This is a genomic window from Methanobrevibacter sp. 87.7, from assembly GCF_002208625.1.
In the GTDB taxonomy this organism is placed as follows: Archaea; Methanobacteriota; Methanobacteria; order Methanobacteriales; family Methanobacteriaceae; genus Methanarmilla.
Window position 1 is genome coordinate 1 of sequence record NZ_MRCT01000020.1, and the last position, 16,386, is coordinate 16,386.

The window sequence follows — 16,386 nt, forward strand, 5'->3', positions numbered from 1 at the left end:
TATAAAAGACAGAAATAATAAACAAAATAAAAAGTGTAAAATAGCTAAATAACAAAAAACACAATAACAAAAAAAAAACCAAAAATAAAAAAACACAAACAAAACAAAAACTTATAAAAAACAATAAAAATTCTTTAAATAAATAGAATACACTAAAATATTAAGTAAACAATAAATAAATGAAAAAAATCCAATAAATAGCTAAATAAAAAATAGACTAAGTTAAGAAAATAATCGTAAATAATAAAATTAAATTTTAATTATTTACGTCTATTACCAACTTTACGAGCAATTACAAGTTCACCAACAGAAATTAAACCTGCAAAGAATTTTTCAAGTCCACCAGTTGCCCAAATTGCATTTCCAAATGTAGTTTTATGAATATTTTCATCATATTCTTTTGGTGTAATTTTATTACCAGTTTCACGTCTAGAAACAATTGATGAAGCTTGCATAAGTTCATCCCAAGTAACTCCTTTTAATTGATCTTGCATTGTTTCATAAAGTTTAGAAACTTTAGTTTCATATAAATCTGAAAATGTACTTATAATATCAAATGAACTAATTACTCCAGTTAAAATATCATTATCATCAAATACTGGAATTGCAACTACTTTATCTTTATCTGTTTCAAGAACTGCATCTCTTGCAGAATCATTTTCATGTAAAAAACCTGTTTCTTCAGGAGGATGCATAACATCTTTAACATTTGATTTACCTTCACGTAAACCTTTTGTTAAATCTAATGCAGTAATCCAACCAATTAATTTTTTATTATCATCAACAACTGGACAAGTAAATTCTTTATGATCTTCTAAGAATTTTGAAACATTAACAATAGATTCATCTGCTTTGACAGTAATAAAATTTCTATCCATCATATCTTTTGCTTTCATAATATCCTCTTATATAATTTTTATTAATTAATCTAAATCAATATCTTCTAATCTTAATGCACTTACAGGACAAACTGTTGAACATTTATTACATCGTATACAAACATCAGGAGCAATTTCTGGGATATTATAATCATTTAACTTAATTGCACCAGTAGGACAATTATCTTCACAAAGGAAACATGCAACACATATTTCATCATCAATAATTAATTTTTTTGTATTAATTATAGGACCTAAATATCTATCTAATGTATAAACATCTTGAGCACAAATATTAGAACAAGATCCACACCCTACACATAAATCTTTATTAATATATGGATATAATTGACCTATTTCATAATTTTCATATTCTTGATTTTCCATACTCTCAATAAATTCTTTAGACATTAATTTATTAGCTTTAGTAGGACAATATGTAGTACAATGACCACAACCAATACATTTGGATCTATCCATTGTAATATCATTTAATCTAAGTATTCTATGAGGTATTTTTTTCTCAGTAAATGAATAAGTCAATGGTTTAATTCCATCATCATCTTTTTCTATTTTCGCTTCAGCTTCAAAGATATAAATAGCTGAAACAGGACAAGTTTCAACACATACTTCACATTTTACACAATTATTTAAAATTCTTGCACGTTTTGAATATGTTGAATCACTTATAGCCCCCACAGGACATTGTTCTACACAAAGATTACAACGTACACAACGTGGAGATATTGCCATAAAAGTTTCATTTGACTGAAATTCATCGATATATACTTTATAATCTTCAATATCATCATCTAAATCAACAGATTTTAGAATAACCTCTTTTTCTAAAAGATCCATCTGTTTTTCAAATTTAAATTCCATAAGTATTCAACCTTTAAGTCCATTATATTATATTTAACTTTTTTATTATTAATTAATTTATTTATTAAACAACAAATATTAGAAATTATCTTAATAAAACAATAAAATCAAAATGAATTGATATTATACTCAATTGTAGTTTATATTAATTAAATTAAATAAGAAAATAAACATTAAATAGTTTATACTCAAATATAATTTAAAAAAATTAAATTAAAAATAAATATTTAAACTACTTTAAATCTTTAATAGATTATAAAATTATACATTACTACTTAAATTAAATATATAATTAAAATTTAATTATATTGTTTCATTATTAAAGTACTCAATCTTCATCATAATAATCTGATAAAAATTTTTCTAAATCTTCTTTCATTGGAAGACCAGCAATACCCATAGCCTGAACAGACTGAGATGCTACCCAATTACCAACAGTTACAGATTTTTCAAGTGAAAAACCATTAACATAAGAATATAAAAATCCTGTATTAAATGAATCTCCAGCAGCAGTAGTATCTACAGCATCAACAAGAAATGCTGGTATTTTAACTTCTTCATCATCAGAGTTAATTCCATATGCTCCTTTAGTACCACGTTTAACAATGACAATTTTAATACCATCATCACGAAGTTTAATTGCTAAATCTCTAAAGCTTAATTTTTCATCTTTAGGAATATTATCTCTTTTTCTATAATAATCTTCACATAATACAAATAACTCATTTTCATTAATAAGAAGAATATCAGTTCTATCTAAAATAGGTTTAATTGCTTCAACCCCTAATTTTGCATAAATTAAACCTGGATCAAAACTTACAATCATTGATTTAGGAAGTTTAGGACATAATTCTTTCTGAGTTTCAAATGTTTCTCCAAACATTGAAGTAATATGTAAAATTTTACCACGATTAAGTTCAATTGGATTAATCTCATTAAGAGAAATTTCCTCATTAACACCAGTGTTAATATATAATGCTCTTTCACCATTTTGATCTACAAAACCTAATGCTGCACCAGATACACCTTCATCAGCATAGATTAAATTATTTAAATGTACACCATGTTCTGCTAAATTTAATTCAAGTAATTCACCATCATTATCATTAGCAATTTTACCAATATAAGAAGTTGTAAGACCTAAATTTGCAAGACCAATAATAGTATTAGCTGCAGAACCTCCAGGACTTCTTTCACTTTTTAATATAGAACGTTCCTCATCATGGCAAGCAATTTCATCAACAGTAAATAATTTATCAACGTTTAATGCACCAAATCCTATAACATCATATAAAATATCATCAGCAATTTCCATTTTAGCACCTTTAAAATCAATGATTATTAAGCATTATTATCAATTAAATTAGATAATTAATATAAAAATTAAAATAGGTAAATAATTTAAAATACCTAAATTAAGGATTAAAATAATAGGTAAAATAATTAAATATCTAATTAAACAATATTAAAATTTAAAATTAAATAAAAAATTTAAATACCTAAAATATCATGTAAATAGAAAGTATCTTCACCTAATTTTCCACCAAAATTACCTGCAGAAATATTAACAATTCCATCAACATCAAGAATACTATCAATAGCTGCTTTAACAGCATTTCTCATAGATTCTTCATCTACTGCATCAATAACAATCTCAGGAATATATTTTACACCATCAGGAACTTTACTTTCATCACCTAATCTTTCTTTAAGTGAAGGACAGTAAGGGTGATTTGAAGAAGGTCCAATTTGTGGGAAATTAGTTTCAGGTTTACTTGCTGCAGAACAAATACCAAATGGACAGCAAACTCCAGGAACTTCAAGGATTGCATCAACAATTTTTCTTCCAGCTTCAAGTACTACTTCTTTAGTATTACACATATACCAGAAATTAGCACCCATAATTCCAGTAGAATAACCCATTTCTTTATCAATTAAAAAGTCAGGTACTGCAATAGGAACATGAATCATTTCTCTACCATATCTTTCTTCTTCCCATTCATATCCATCTCCACAATGACCAACTTGTTCCATCATACCAATTTTACCTTCAGGATTTTCAGTATAAGAAAACATAGATGTAAATGGTTTAACTAAAATATCTTGTCTAATTCTGTAAGATAATTCTAGTTCAAATTTTTTTAAATCATCTAAACCAAACCAATATTGGCAAAGATATCCAGGTCTTCCATCAGGAGTTTCATCAGGAGATACAGGTCCTTCTACACCTCCTTCAATCCTTCCAATAACTGAACTAGGAGTAGCGGTAGAATCATATGCTGCTTCTTTTGCAGTTTGTTCATCTTCAGCAGTAATTAATGCTCTTATATATTTTCCTGTAAAACTTTCAAAGAAAGTGTCTTCTACTAAACTATAATCTGTCATTTTTATCACGAATTTTTAAATAATTAGTTGAAAAAAACAATCAACTTATAATAAATAATATGATTTTAAATCTTAAAAATTTATATTAAAATTGAAAATTTAGAAATACAAACTTAAAAACTAATAATAAATAATAAAGTAATTAAAATAATAAATCAACTTAAAAACTAATAATAAATAATTAAAATTGTAAAACTAAATTTTAAATATTAATTAATGAATTTAAATAAATTATTACATAATTGAACCTATATCATCACCACGAAGCTTATTTCTCATAGCTTCACTTTTTTTAACAAGTTCTTCTCTATTTTCATCAGTAATTTTAGCAATAATTGGATATTCACGACCATCATAATGTTCTTTATAATAATCTAAAAACACATGACTAATTCTAAATCCTTCATATAATCCATCTGGTTTAAACATATATGAGTCAATAAAATTTAAAGTGTAATATCCACCAATTCTTGAGAATAAATCAAGAAGAATTGTAAATGCAACTGCATCATCTGTAATAATAGCAATATCTGCAGCTTCAACTGCATATTTATTACCATTAAAAGAAATTGCAATACCACCATTAGATTTAACATATTGGAGAGGTTCTAAATCAGTAATACTATCTCCAACATAAACAACTTTATCTAAATCAATATTATTTTTACTAATAATATCTTTAACAGCATTTTCTTTTCCAATTCCACCTACAGGATTCATAGAACCCATAATCTCATAAACATCCATTTTAGGAAGTTCATTGAAAAATATATTATCTAATATATCAGCTTGAGCTTTTAAATCCTCAGAACCTGCATTATCCCTATAATCTGGAATTAAATCACATTTTAATATATCTTTTCTAAATTCTTCAATTTTAGATTTTTCATTATCAGATATTTGAACTTTATCAAGATCAACATCAGTATGATAAGTATTTTCATATTTAAAGTCTTTATCTTCACATAAAGCTTTAATATATTGACCATAACTTGTACTTACAATAAAAGAATCAATTTGATTATTTGCTACTTTAAATAAAGTATCAATACCTGGAACATAATTAATATTATTTTTAGAATAATCAATTAAATCTTGATTAGTAATACCTTTAGATTTAAAAAATGGTGTAATAAATGTTAAGGTTCCACCTACATGATAACCTTCTTTCTTTTCAACCTCTACTAAGTAATCATCATAACTACTTAAAATTTTATATAATTTAGCACCATCTTCAATAAAATAGGAACACATTTCAAAAGCATTATCATTTAATGTTAATGGACCTTCACAATCTGTAATATAAACTTTTTTACTCAAATAATCACCATTTAATAAAAAAAAACTTTTTAAAACAATAATAAAATCAATATAAGATAAGATTAATTTAAAATCATTAAGTTAAAGAAGAAATTAAATTTAAATAGTTAAAATAATGAATTTAATCAAAATATTAACTATCCCATTAAAATTACTAAATTTCAAGAAAACTAATTTAAATCATAAACATAAATTTAATCAAAATATTAACTATCTAAATTAGAATCAAGATCTTCATCTGATTCATTTGAAACTTCTTCTGAATCACATTCAACTTCTAATTCAATATTAATCGCATTAACTGGACATAAACATTCACATTGTCTACAATAAATACAAGTATCTTCCTCAAATTTAAGAAAATCATCTTCCATAGTAAGTGATTCTGTTGGACAGTTTTTAACACAAACTCCACAAGATTGACATTGGGAATTATCGAGATATAATTTACCATTTCTTTCACTATTGACTGATGTAGAAATATAATATATATTATCCCCATCAGACATGAAAGATTCTTCAATAAGAGAAATAACATCAAATCTACAAACTTCTACACATCTACCACAGAAAACACAATTATCATTAATAAAAATAGGAGATGGACCATTTATTTCAATTGCATTTTTAACAGGACATAATGCAAGACATTCTGCACATCCAATACATTTATTAGCATCTACAAAGATTCTTCTTTTTGGAGGGAATGAATCAATAACATTTCTCATTCTAGTAATATCAAAATCTTCATCAGTAATATCTTTAAATTTTTTATCAATGACTTTAGATGCATTAAACTTAAGTTCAGTTAAGAAATTTGTTTCTTCAAAAACATCTGGATTAACATCAATAGGATTTTGTTTATCTAATCTATTTGAAAATTCAATAGATAAATCATGTAAAATTCTATCCATTCTTGCAATATTATGAGATAATTTAGATATATCTTTATCAACAATCTCAGAAATTGTATCAGATGTTCTAATTTTACTATACTGTGCATAAGCCCTTTTACGTGAGGAATATTTAATAGCTGTAGAAGGACAAGCATGCATACATTCTTCACATCTTGCACAGTAACCTGGATTAATATAAGGTAATTTTAAAGTTTTACTAATAATTATAGATCCTTTAGATGGACATACTCTAGTACAAGTCATACAACCAATACATTTTTTATGGTTAACTACAATAGCTTTACCACCTTTAACTGTTCTTGGTAAAATTTCTCCATATTTAATAGCATCAGTTGGACATACTCTGTAACAGTAACCACATCTCATACATTTATCTTCATCAATTTCACTAAAAGTTTTAGATCCTTCAGAATGAAGATGTATAGCACCAGTTTTACAGTTATGAACACAAGCACCACATGCACGGCATAATTCAATATTTATGTTTGGTACATTCTCTTTAATAGGTTCTGCAATATTTGTTACCATAGTAATTGCATCATATGGACAAGCATTTCTACATAATACACAACCAAAACAGGTATCATGTAAACGAATATTACCATTAGGATCTTTATAAATTGCACTAATTGGACATGCTTCAATACATGGCTTATCTTCACATTTAGCACATTTTAAATCATCTATATCCCATTGAACTTCAACTTCACGTATAGATTTACCATAACGGTCGTAATCTTTAGCATCAACCTTCATGATGTTCACTTCCTATAAAATCATGATCTATTTGAGATGGTTTAACTGTAATAAATATTTCTTCATTTCCATCATCATCAACATCTAATACAAATTTAGCATGGAAATATTTAATTACAGCAAATGGACATGTTTGATAACAGATACTACATCTACAACATTTATCTTTATCTCTTACAATAGTATCTTTTTCTTCATCAAATGATATTGCCCCAATTGGACATTCATTAACACACATTTGACATTTAGTACATTTATCTGAATTCCAAGTAATAACTCTTATTTTTAATCTATCTACAGCATTTCCTATAATTTCATGTGCGATTTCTGCATCTGGAATAATTTTTAATGCTTCATCCCAGAACATTGATAATGGTAATGATAGCTGTAATAATGATTCACGTGGAAGAATCTCTAATTTATCTTGCTGATTTTCAATGTATTCTTCTAAACTACTTACAATAAGATTAATTAATTTCTTTTGATCCTCAAGATTATCAATGAAAATACCTTTCATTGCCCCTTTAACCTTACATACTTTAAGACAATCTCCACAAGCAATACATTTTAATGGGTCTACAACAATATGACCATTTATATCAGATATTGCATCAACTTTACATTCTTTCATACAAGCTTTACATTTAATACATAAATAGTCATCTACAATAAAACGTCTTTTAGATGGAATAATAGTAAATTCTGTTTCAATATAGTGATTTTCACCACATTCTAATGTTTTAGGATCTGAAGGACAAACTTCTGCACAGAATCCACATCTAATACATCCACTTTTATTAATTACAGGATAAGTTAAACCTTCTTTTTCCTTAGTTGTTTTATCCCTTATAAGTTTAATTGCAGTAGGAGAAGGACAACTTGCAGTACAAGAACCACAACCTATACAATTCTCTTTTATTACATGAGGGAAATCTCTAAATCTAGCAGGTTTTTCAACAATTTCATGCTGAGATTTAGCATCAGCAAAAGCTTTTACCCATGCCTTTCTTGCAAATTCATATACATACCATATAATTGAACTCATAAACCATCATCTTTTAACTTAAATCACACAAAATATTAAAATTAATAAAAACTATCTAAATCTTTAATTACTGTTTTATTTGTAACAGTATCTGTTAATTGAACACGTTCTGCACATGCAATACAAGGATCACATGAAGTATATGTAGCAATAGCATCTGCAACTGTTGGAACATCTACTAACATGTATTTTGCACAAGAATCAATATTTGGAATACTGGGAGTACGAATAGAAATATGTTTAATTAAATTTCCATTAGTTTCACACATATATTTTACTTCACCACGAGGAGCTTCATTTCTACATTCATTATAACCTGTTTTAATTTCAACAGGAGTCCTAAATTCACCTTCAGGCATATTATTTATGGCTTGTTTAATTAAATCAATAGATTGAGGAATTTCATCAAATCTATTCATAGTCCGAGCATAATTATCTCCTTCTTTTCTCCATATAGGTTTGAAATCAAAATAATCTTTATAAGTTGGATGGAATTCACGACAATCATGTTTTAATCCAGAAGCACGACCAATAGGACCTACAGCACGACCTTTTAATGCTTCCTCTTTACTCATATATCCAACACCTTTTGACCTTAAAGCTAAGACTGGACCTTCAGAGAATAATTCTACAACCCTATCATGATTTTCTTCAACTACTTTAAGGTTTTCAAGTATTTTATCGAAATGTTCTTCGTTAGCATCCATTCTAACACCACCAACAACATTCCAACCCATATTAACACGGTTACCAGTTAATAACTCAATAGAATCCATAATATATTCTCTTAACTCAAGAACCTTCATAAATAACATTTCATGATCCATAGCTTTGAAAAAAGTTGAATTTGCAATGTAATGAGATTGAATCCTATCTAATTCATTAGTAAGAACCCTTAAAAATTGAGCTCTAGGAGGTACATCTACACCAGCCATATGTTCTAAAACTTCAGCAAAAGTTTGAGTATGTTCATAAGAACATATTCCACATACTCTTTCAGCTAGATAAATACATTTTTGCCAGGTTTTACCTTCCATAATTTTTTCAATACCTCTATGTACATAACCATAATCAATTTCTGCTTTTACAACTTTCTCCCCTTCAAGTTGCAATTTTAATCTTAATGGTTCTTTTAAACCTGGATGTACTGGGCCAATAGGTACAATCATTTTATTTCACCTCTATGAATCATTATCTTTAATTTTTTTATTTTCATGTCCTTTTGCAACCATAGCTTTAGGAACTACAGCAAGAACTGCAGAAATAATTTCATCAGGTCTTGGAGGACATCCACAAACTTCTGCATCAACAGGAATAAAATTAGAAGCAGGAGCACTAACTCTTCCACCTTCTTGAGCAAAAACATCCCCAGATTGAGGACAATTACCAACTGCTAAAACAACTTTTGGCTCTGGAACTTTAGTATATATTCTATGTAATTTATCTTCCCATTGTTCTGTAACTGCACCAGTTAATAATAATACATCTGCATCACGAGGATTATTCTGTAAGTAAATACCATATTGTTCTAAATCATATCTAGGTGATAAACATGCAACAAGTTCTATATCACAACCATTACATCCACCACAATTAACAATACATACATTAATAGAAGTTTTCCTTACAATATCCTTTAGACGATCTAACATTATCTTACCTCTAAATGAAAATATCTCTCTTTAATTACTTATAATATCATTTTTAATTAATGAAGAATACTTATTTTAATTTAAATAAATTTTAAACTTTATTTTCTAATAATATCTAAAAATTCTTTTTTACCTTCTTCTACAGCTTCATCATATGTCATATGTTTATATTGAACTTCTTTTGCTAATTTAACTTTTAATTGAGTTGCTTCTTCTTCTGATATTAAATTAAGAACATCAACAAACCAAAAAAATTTTAAATCCACATGTAATTTAAGCATTAATTCTTCATGTAATGATGATTCATATGTAGCATGAAGAGATTCAAGAGAAGACATATCTAACTTATCCATAAGTATATCTTCAAATTCATCATTAGATATTCCTAAATATTTAGCACATGGATTAATAATATCTTTTTGCCATCTGAAACTTTTAATAATTCTAGTTTTATAAAGTCTTAATCTACTTTCATCACTCATAGAATTCCCCATTACATTATATTAAATAAACATTGAGTAAAAAACCATATGATTACTGAAATAATAATTCCAATAACTGTTTCTTTTCTTCCATATCCAGGTCTCATATCTAATACAAAAGCTACTAAAAATAAACCAATACTTATTACAATAAAGTGTGGAATGAAATTTAATAAACCATAATTTAAGGTTAAAAACCAACCAATAATTGCAAAAATTAAAATTGGAATACTGGTTTCTTTTACTACATATGGTTCTATGTGTTTTTGGTAGCTGTATAAAAGACCACATATAGCCCCAGCAACAAAAACTATTAGATAAATTAATAAATATAGTTTTTCTATCATAATACTCACATTAGTTTATCCTATTTATTTAAATTATTTTATAATATATAAAAATCAATTAATGTCTTTGACAACAATAATTGATAGATTAAATAAAAATTTAATTTTATTTAATTTATGAACTCATAAGTCAAAATAATAAATTATAATGACTTATACTTAATATAAACCAATATAAAAATCACATTGGCCTATATAACAATATAATTGATAAACATATTACAATAAATGTAACAATAAATGCAATATGTTCTAAATGTTCAGAAATCTCTGAAATTTTCTCAGATCCTTGATATAAAATTAACGGAGTTATAAGTATAGCTATAACTACAAGAGGCCATATTATTTGACTTTGAAAGATTACAGCAAGTAAACTTATAAATATAATACCAATTGCTACAAGTGAAGTTAGGATTATAAAATCTTTTTCCTGATTCATTTAATCTCTCCGTTTAATATTTTAATTAATAAATATTGTTTAATAATTATATAATCATTAAAGCAATAGAACCGACTACACCAATTAAAGTAATAGTCATTTGTGACATAACTGAATGATTAGGATTTAACATCGGAGTAGTTGCACTAATTAATCCAGTTATACAAGTTATAACAATCATTCCAATTACATAACCAATTATTGATAATGGTCCAAAGAATAATGTTAAAAATAACCATAACAATACATACCAACACATGGATTCTGAAATCATTATAAATCCTCTTAAGAATCCAAAGTGTTCTGTTTCAAAACCTGAAATAATATCTTTACCTAAAGTTATTCCAAATGGAGAATATGGTGCTTTTGTAATTATTGTAACAAAAAACATCAATGCTGCAAGTGGAGCAGCAAATATTAAAGGTCCATGTGCTGCTTGATAAGATATTATTTGACCTATATCCATAGTGTGAACTGTAAGGTATAATACTAAAATAGAACCTCCAAATAAAGGAAGTTCAGAAGCTGCAGAATAAACAGCCCTTACACAACTAAGTTTTCCATAAGGAGAACCTGATGAAGAACCAGAATTATGTTCTACAATTTTATGTACAGCATAAATACCAAATATCAATAATAATGAACCATAAACAACATTAGTTACAATTACTGCAGTAACCCATATTCCACATAATATAACAACAATTGCTAAATAAAATGGTTTAGAAACTGTTTTTGGGAATGATGATTCTTTAAAGAAGAATTTTAAAGAATGTAATAAGTATTGTATTATAGGTGGCCCTGGTCTTGATTGAACACGTGCCATAATTTTTCTATGTAAACCTAAAAGTAAGCTTCCAGCAAGGAAAGCAATACACACATTTATTAAAATATCAGCCATTAAATTATACATATAAACGAATACTTCTTTTTACTGGATTTAGTATCCAATAAATGGTTCTTGTATTCTTTCCTCCTTTTCATCGTTTTTAGGTTTTGCCATAGTAAGTAAACCTAATGAAAGTATAAAAAATGGTATAAATATTATTGCTATAGCATAAACAATCCAATCAGCAGGAGTAAATATTAATGCATATAATATCATGATTATTGAAACTACAAGTAAAATACTACTTGCAACTTTTGTTTTATTCATTTTTTCACCTTCATGTACAAATAATGAGAACAATTTCAATTGCTCTTATAATAATAAATAATGAACTTAAATGTACAATTAATAAGAATGGAGAACCAGGAGTTCTAAACATTTCTGCTTTTGAAGCAAAGAAAGGTGCTATACCAGATTCACCACAAACTCCAATAAAGAGCATTATTGCACCAAAGATCATCATTGCAGTTGGTTTCATTGATTGAATTGCAAGTAAACTAACTGTTCCACATGCTCCAAGTACAATTGCAGCACCTCCAAATAATGGAAGACTACACATCATTGCAATTAAACCATATTGAAAAACAGAGTCAAGTACTCCAATCTGTTTTACAGAAGAAATAATACCTATATTTAAGATACCAACAAGGGACATAAATAAAGTAAAATTATATAAATCTCCAGTAATCATTGCACCTGCTGTAGCTATACCACAAATTACAGATAAAAATCTTCTTGCTTTAAACTCTTTTAATCCTACAGATTGCTTTTTATCACCAAGTGTACCAAATTCAGCTTCAACTTGGGTTTCTGTATGACTAATAGCAATTAAGAAAGTAAATATTAATATAGCTACAAACAAGAACAAATGTAATGGATTTAAATAGAATACAATATCCCCTAAAGGAACAATTCCAAGTAAATTTCCACCTAAGCTTGCAAGACTCATAAATATCCTCTAATTTTTTTAAATAAATTCATATAAACTTAAAAATTATCAGTTCATTAAAATATTAAATGATAAACAATAACTAAAAATTATCAACTCATTAAAATAATACTAAATTACCAAACTAATAAACAATAACTAAAAATTATCAATTTATTATAATTTTAATAAACAAACAATCTTATTTTAAATTTTAACCTCAATCTTTACCATATTCTTCTCTCATAAGAACTCCAATTAATCCCATTTTTGTTGCAACTTTTAATAATAATCCACAAGCTGCAAGGAATAAACAAAGCAACCAATATTGAGGAGCTACAAAGAATATCCAAAATGCGATAATCCACATACACCATCCAATACCTGAAACTCCACTTACCCCATTTATTACAAATACAGGTAAACCTCTAGCTTTTCTTGAAAGTATATATAATAAAATACCTCCACCAGCTATAGCACCACCAGTAAATCCAGTTAAGAATACACCATAAGCAATAAGTAATAAACTCAAAAAGTTAGGAGCAGTAGTTAAAATTTCCATATCATATTTCATTGGCATTGGATTAAATGAAGCAGAAGGATTATCTGCTGAAATTTTTCTCATTTCACGAGATATTAAAATTTCAGAAATTGCTAAAACTTCAGCAAGTTCTACTACTAAACCTGGCAAAATAAAAGACTCTGCAAGATCAGTACCTACACCTGCAACAACAATTAACATTGCAAATCCAACAACATCTGTTAATACAAGAACATGAATATCTCTTTTCTGCATTGAAATAGCAATTAAACTAAAAAATCCAATGATTAATCCTGTATAAATTGCAGGAATATACATAGCTGAAAATATATGAGGAACAGTAGAAGGAACATATATCATTAGTTATCCCTCCTATTTTGTTTCCTATGAGCTTTAATATTATTTTGCTCTACTTCAGAAGCTATTAAATCAGAGTTAGATATTGCAATTTTAACATCTTTCTTAATATTTTCAGAATCATTTCTTCTGTTCATAGTATAATTAACAGAAAGCCATGAAGCAATAATAAATGCCATCATCAATATAGAAGATTCAAGAACTGTATCAAAACCTCTGGTATAATATAAAATTTCATCAATTAATCCACCAGGAGATGAATAAATACTTGTACCAAAGTACGGAGATAGACTCATAACAAACCGAGATAATGGAGAAACATAAGAATTAATCCAACCTAATTTAGGAGCATATTGTGGATATGCTGATTTTGTAATTCCTGGACTTACTAAAGGTTCTCCTCCACGAGCATAAGGAGCCATAGCTAATCCTTGTTCAACTTGAACTTGAGGAGCTTCTCTTGGGTAAAGTTGATCTACATTCAATCCCATAGGAACCATAAATCCAATGATTAAAAATATTCCAAGAATCAAAGCAAATAATCTAGGAATCCTTTTAGGAGTTGCTAACTTATTCCAAATGTCACCTATTCTCATAAGTAAGCCTCCACTAAATTAATTATCATTAAACATCAGCCCCTATTTCTTCTAAACGACTAATTGCTCTAAGTAAAATTAATGTACAAATTACAGAAGTTGCAATCAATGTTAAAAGAGCTAACATATGATTGTAACATAAGAAAATTAATGAAACACCTATAGAAGCAACTTCAGTATTTAAAGTCCTTATAACAGGATCTTTAACTCCTGGACCCCAACATGCTGCTAAAGTACCAATAATAGCTAAAAAAATCCCAGTATAAAACCAAATGTAAACATTAAACATTAGGACCACCTTCACTATTTTTAGTTCTAATTTCATTAATTTTTAAAATAGACATTAAAAATACAATAGTAGATATTGGACCTAAAATTGCAATTGCGAAAGCTACATCTAAATATTTAAATGCAACTACTGCAAGTACAAAACCTGCATCAGCAATATCAAAAAGAATAACTTTATCCAATGGTTTTTTAACAAGTATAAGACCAATTGAACCAATTAACATCAATGCTATTGATATTGTTGTAATATTAAAAAATCCTAGAAAATCCATTTTTATTCTCCATCTAAGACTATTTCATTATCTAATTTATCTAATGTATATGCAATTGCATTAGCACTTACAGTAGAAGTTATAAAGAAAGCAGCAGCTACAATAAGAGCAAAAGGTGTATTAATATATAAGGCAATTATTGCAGGAACTGAAAATCCAATTACATTAATATATAATAATTTTTCAGCTCTATTTTGAGTTATAATTGCACGTAATGCCATCAAAATAGTAATAATCCCTAAAATCTCTATATACATTTTATCGTCCCATCTTTATTCATAGTTATTATCCATTTAAAAAACATTTAAAACTCAATAAAAAAGTTCAATAAATAAATAATAAATTCAATTCATTAAACACTTAATTTCAATTATTCTCAAAGAAAGAATAATATTTTTACTTAATTATTCTAATTCAGTATATCTATTAAATTTTTTTGCAATTTTTCCTAAAAGTTTTGTACTAGTTGGATGATGTAAACCTTGAATAGTAAATATAGCAATCACCATACCTACTACAAACATAATAGGTTCAAAACCTGCATATTTAGATAAAAGATATACAATTACAGTCATTGTTAAAGCACCTGTTGTACCAGCATAACCGGGATCTGCACATAATCTATTTCCAATATAAACTAAAAATGCAGCAAGTATTCCTCCATTTAATCCTAAAACCATTACACCAATACTAGCAATTAATGTACCTGCAGATGCATCAGGAGAACATAATATATTACCTTGGAAAAATCCTCCAGATAAATCTCCACCTCTTTCTTTTATAGAACGAGCAACATTATCTGCACCTTTAACACCAGGTTCTTCAGGTAAGCCAAGATAAGTATCAATAATTACAAAATTAAGCCATGAAATAATAGCAGCAATGATAATACCTAAAATTTCATTCATTAATAATCACCTATTCTTATTAATAAATCAAAAAAAGTATAAAATATCATTATTTTCCACCTTCTGTATTTGGTGCATCTGGAAATATGTATTTAAATAAGTATTTTACAAAGATTGCAGCTAAAATACCTATAATAATAGCAAGTAATTTTCCATCATATAACCAATAAAAATTAATTGAAAAACAGAAAGCTAAAACTCCCATAGCTATAATAGGTGTTGGAAATATAGCACTGTTAGTCCATGAAAACCGTCTAGGCTTTTCAGGTAAAAATGGCAATCTTAAAATTAAAGCCATTATAATAGAAACAATAATTGTAATTAAATAATTTAACAATAATGTTGTTTCACTAATTAGAAAAATCATAATTAATAATCTTTATATGGATAATATATATATTTTGTGTCTTAATTTTAATAGTTTAAATTAATAATAAGTCTAAAAACAAAAAAATATAAATTAAAATAGCTATTGACAAAATTTAAACCAATATAATAATATAA

General features: G+C 27.0%; 22 protein-coding genes. All 22 read right to left on the bottom strand.

Annotated elements, in window-relative coordinates; genetic code table 11:
• Positions 1-260: 260 nt before the first annotated feature.
• Entirely contained in the window at positions 261-896 is a 636-nt protein-coding gene (locus tag BGI41_RS01875) for an HPP family protein (RefSeq protein ID WP_088538551.1), read from the bottom strand.
• A 27-nt stretch (positions 897-923) separates the two neighbouring features.
• Entirely contained in the window at positions 924-1,760 is an 837-nt protein-coding gene (locus BGI41_RS01880; protein ID WP_088538552.1) for a 4Fe-4S binding protein, read from the bottom strand.
• Between the two features lie 328 nt (positions 1,761-2,088).
• Complete coding sequence (locus BGI41_RS01885) at positions 2,089-3,075, bottom strand: carbohydrate kinase family protein (protein ID WP_088538553.1); 987 nt, start codon at positions 3,073-3,075, stop codon at positions 2,089-2,091.
• 176 nt (positions 3,076-3,251) lie between these two features.
• Positions 3,252-4,145, bottom strand: coding sequence for a formylmethanofuran--tetrahydromethanopterin N-formyltransferase (locus BGI41_RS01890; protein ID WP_088538554.1), 894 nt, complete (start codon positions 4,143-4,145; stop codon positions 3,252-3,254).
• A gap of 234 nt (positions 4,146-4,379) precedes the next feature.
• Complete coding sequence (locus tag BGI41_RS01895) at positions 4,380-5,465, bottom strand: hypothetical protein (protein WP_088538555.1); 1,086 nt, start codon at positions 5,463-5,465, stop codon at positions 4,380-4,382.
• 206 nt (positions 5,466-5,671) lie between these two features.
• Positions 5,672-7,138, bottom strand: coding sequence for a 4Fe-4S binding protein (locus tag BGI41_RS01900; RefSeq protein WP_088538556.1), 1,467 nt, complete (start codon positions 7,136-7,138; stop codon positions 5,672-5,674).
• The gene (locus BGI41_RS01905; protein ID WP_088538557.1) at positions 7,128-8,183 is read right to left on the bottom strand and encodes a 4Fe-4S binding protein; all 1,056 of its coding nucleotides are present in this window, start codon (positions 8,181-8,183) and stop codon (positions 7,128-7,130) included. Before BGI41_RS01905 ends, BGI41_RS01900 begins: the two co-directional genes overlap by 11 nt.
• A gap of 41 nt (positions 8,184-8,224) precedes the next feature.
• Positions 8,225-9,352: a nickel-dependent hydrogenase large subunit gene (locus tag BGI41_RS01910; RefSeq protein WP_088538558.1), complete on the bottom strand. Its 1,128-nt coding sequence runs from the start codon at positions 9,350-9,352 to the stop codon at positions 8,225-8,227.
• Between the two features lie 12 nt (positions 9,353-9,364).
• Entirely contained in the window at positions 9,365-9,835 is a 471-nt protein-coding gene (locus tag BGI41_RS01915; protein ID WP_088538559.1) for an NADH-quinone oxidoreductase subunit B family protein, read from the bottom strand.
• Positions 9,836-9,933: 98 nt separating this feature from the next.
• Positions 9,934-10,317 (bottom strand): DUF1959 family protein, encoded by a 384-nt coding sequence (locus BGI41_RS01920; RefSeq protein WP_088538560.1) that lies wholly within the window; start codon positions 10,315-10,317, stop codon positions 9,934-9,936.
• An 11-nt stretch (positions 10,318-10,328) separates the two neighbouring features.
• Positions 10,329-10,664 carry a DUF2104 domain-containing protein gene (locus BGI41_RS01925; RefSeq protein ID WP_088538561.1) on the bottom strand — a complete coding sequence of 112 codons (336 nt, stop codon included), beginning with the start codon at positions 10,662-10,664 and terminating at the stop codon, positions 10,329-10,331.
• A 181-nt stretch (positions 10,665-10,845) separates the two neighbouring features.
• Positions 10,846-11,103: an energy-converting hydrogenase A, subunit K gene (locus BGI41_RS01930; protein ID WP_088538562.1), complete on the bottom strand. Its 258-nt coding sequence runs from the start codon at positions 11,101-11,103 to the stop codon at positions 10,846-10,848.
• Positions 11,104-11,149: 46 nt separating this feature from the next.
• Positions 11,150-12,016: a respiratory chain complex I subunit 1 family protein gene (locus tag BGI41_RS01935; RefSeq protein ID WP_088538563.1), complete on the bottom strand. Its 867-nt coding sequence runs from the start codon at positions 12,014-12,016 to the stop codon at positions 11,150-11,152.
• 27 nt (positions 12,017-12,043) lie between these two features.
• Positions 12,044-12,259 carry a DUF788 domain-containing protein gene (locus tag BGI41_RS01940; RefSeq protein ID WP_088538571.1) on the bottom strand — a complete coding sequence of 72 codons (216 nt, stop codon included), beginning with the start codon at positions 12,257-12,259 and terminating at the stop codon, positions 12,044-12,046.
• Between the two features lie 10 nt (positions 12,260-12,269).
• Positions 12,270-12,941, bottom strand: coding sequence for a hypothetical protein (locus BGI41_RS01945; RefSeq protein WP_088538564.1), 672 nt, complete (start codon positions 12,939-12,941; stop codon positions 12,270-12,272).
• Between the two features lie 199 nt (positions 12,942-13,140).
• A complete protein-coding gene (locus tag BGI41_RS01950) occupies positions 13,141-13,821 on the bottom strand; it encodes an EhaG family protein (protein ID WP_088538565.1) in 681 nt (226 codons plus the stop codon).
• Complete coding sequence (locus BGI41_RS01955; RefSeq protein ID WP_088538566.1) at positions 13,821-14,414, bottom strand: EhaF family protein; 594 nt, start codon at positions 14,412-14,414, stop codon at positions 13,821-13,823. The genes BGI41_RS01950 and BGI41_RS01955 overlap by 1 nt, the downstream gene beginning before the upstream one ends.
• 28 nt (positions 14,415-14,442) lie before the next feature.
• The gene (locus BGI41_RS01960) at positions 14,443-14,703 is read right to left on the bottom strand and encodes an EhaE family protein (protein ID WP_042708394.1); all 261 of its coding nucleotides are present in this window, start codon (positions 14,701-14,703) and stop codon (positions 14,443-14,445) included.
• The gene (locus BGI41_RS01965) at positions 14,696-14,974 is read right to left on the bottom strand and encodes an EhaD family protein (RefSeq protein WP_088538567.1); all 279 of its coding nucleotides are present in this window, start codon (positions 14,972-14,974) and stop codon (positions 14,696-14,698) included. The genes BGI41_RS01960 and BGI41_RS01965 overlap by 8 nt, the downstream gene beginning before the upstream one ends.
• Before the next feature lie 2 nt (positions 14,975-14,976).
• Entirely contained in the window at positions 14,977-15,231 is a 255-nt protein-coding gene (locus BGI41_RS01970) for a DUF2109 domain-containing protein (RefSeq protein WP_088538568.1), read from the bottom strand.
• Positions 15,232-15,378: 147 nt separating this feature from the next.
• Positions 15,379-15,882 carry a hypothetical protein gene (locus BGI41_RS01975; protein WP_088538569.1) on the bottom strand — a complete coding sequence of 168 codons (504 nt, stop codon included), beginning with the start codon at positions 15,880-15,882 and terminating at the stop codon, positions 15,379-15,381.
• A 49-nt stretch (positions 15,883-15,931) separates the two neighbouring features.
• Positions 15,932-16,249, bottom strand: coding sequence for an energy-converting hydrogenase A subunit A EhaA (locus tag BGI41_RS01980; protein ID WP_088538570.1), 318 nt, complete (start codon positions 16,247-16,249; stop codon positions 15,932-15,934).
• Positions 16,250-16,386 lie beyond the last annotated feature (137 nt).

What these genes read in the sequence shown, in the direction of transcription:
- BGI41_RS01975 (WP_088538569.1), bottom strand. Translation starts at nt 15,882, where the DNA reads ATGAATGAAATTTTAGGTATTATCATTGCTGCTATTATTTCATGGCTT.
- BGI41_RS01900 (WP_088538556.1), bottom strand. Translation starts at nt 7,138, where the DNA reads ATGAAGGTTGATGCTAAAGATTACGACCGTTATGGTAAATCTATACGT.
- BGI41_RS01950 (WP_088538565.1), bottom strand. Translation starts at nt 13,821, where the DNA reads ATGATATATGTTCCTTCTACTGTTCCTCATATATTTTCAGCTATGTAT.
- BGI41_RS01965 (WP_088538567.1), bottom strand. Translation starts at nt 14,974, where the DNA reads ATGGATTTTCTAGGATTTTTTAATATTACAACAATATCAATAGCATTG.
- BGI41_RS01925 (WP_088538561.1), bottom strand. Translation starts at nt 10,664, where the DNA reads ATGATAGAAAAACTATATTTATTAATTTATCTAATAGTTTTTGTTGCT.
- BGI41_RS01945 (WP_088538564.1), bottom strand. Translation starts at nt 12,941, where the DNA reads ATGAGTCTTGCAAGCTTAGGTGGAAATTTACTTGGAATTGTTCCTTTA.
- BGI41_RS01960 (WP_042708394.1), bottom strand. Translation starts at nt 14,703, where the DNA reads ATGTTTAATGTTTACATTTGGTTTTATACTGGGATTTTTTTAGCTATT.
- BGI41_RS01955 (WP_088538566.1), bottom strand. Translation starts at nt 14,414, where the DNA reads ATGAGAATAGGTGACATTTGGAATAAGTTAGCAACTCCTAAAAGGATT.
- BGI41_RS01880 (WP_088538552.1), bottom strand. Translation starts at nt 1,760, where the DNA reads ATGGAATTTAAATTTGAAAAACAGATGGATCTTTTAGAAAAAGAGGTT.
- BGI41_RS01875 (WP_088538551.1), bottom strand. Translation starts at nt 896, where the DNA reads ATGAAAGCAAAAGATATGATGGATAGAAATTTTATTACTGTCAAAGCA.
- BGI41_RS01935 (WP_088538563.1), bottom strand. Translation starts at nt 12,016, where the DNA reads ATGTATAATTTAATGGCTGATATTTTAATAAATGTGTGTATTGCTTTC.
- BGI41_RS01915 (WP_088538559.1), bottom strand. Translation starts at nt 9,835, where the DNA reads ATGTTAGATCGTCTAAAGGATATTGTAAGGAAAACTTCTATTAATGTA.
- BGI41_RS01885 (WP_088538553.1), bottom strand. Translation starts at nt 3,075, where the DNA reads ATGGAAATTGCTGATGATATTTTATATGATGTTATAGGATTTGGTGCA.
- BGI41_RS01890 (WP_088538554.1), bottom strand. Translation starts at nt 4,145, where the DNA reads ATGACAGATTATAGTTTAGTAGAAGACACTTTCTTTGAAAGTTTTACA.
- BGI41_RS01910 (WP_088538558.1), bottom strand. Translation starts at nt 9,352, where the DNA reads ATGATTGTACCTATTGGCCCAGTACATCCAGGTTTAAAAGAACCATTA.
- BGI41_RS01970 (WP_088538568.1), bottom strand. Translation starts at nt 15,231, where the DNA reads ATGTATATAGAGATTTTAGGGATTATTACTATTTTGATGGCATTACGT.
- BGI41_RS01920 (WP_088538560.1), bottom strand. Translation starts at nt 10,317, where the DNA reads ATGAGTGATGAAAGTAGATTAAGACTTTATAAAACTAGAATTATTAAA.
- BGI41_RS01930 (WP_088538562.1), bottom strand. Translation starts at nt 11,103, where the DNA reads ATGAATCAGGAAAAAGATTTTATAATCCTAACTTCACTTGTAGCAATT.
- BGI41_RS01980 (WP_088538570.1), bottom strand. Translation starts at nt 16,249, where the DNA reads ATGATTTTTCTAATTAGTGAAACAACATTATTGTTAAATTATTTAATT.
- BGI41_RS01905 (WP_088538557.1), bottom strand. Translation starts at nt 8,183, where the DNA reads ATGAGTTCAATTATATGGTATGTATATGAATTTGCAAGAAAGGCATGG.
- BGI41_RS01940 (WP_088538571.1), bottom strand. Translation starts at nt 12,259, where the DNA reads ATGAATAAAACAAAAGTTGCAAGTAGTATTTTACTTGTAGTTTCAATA.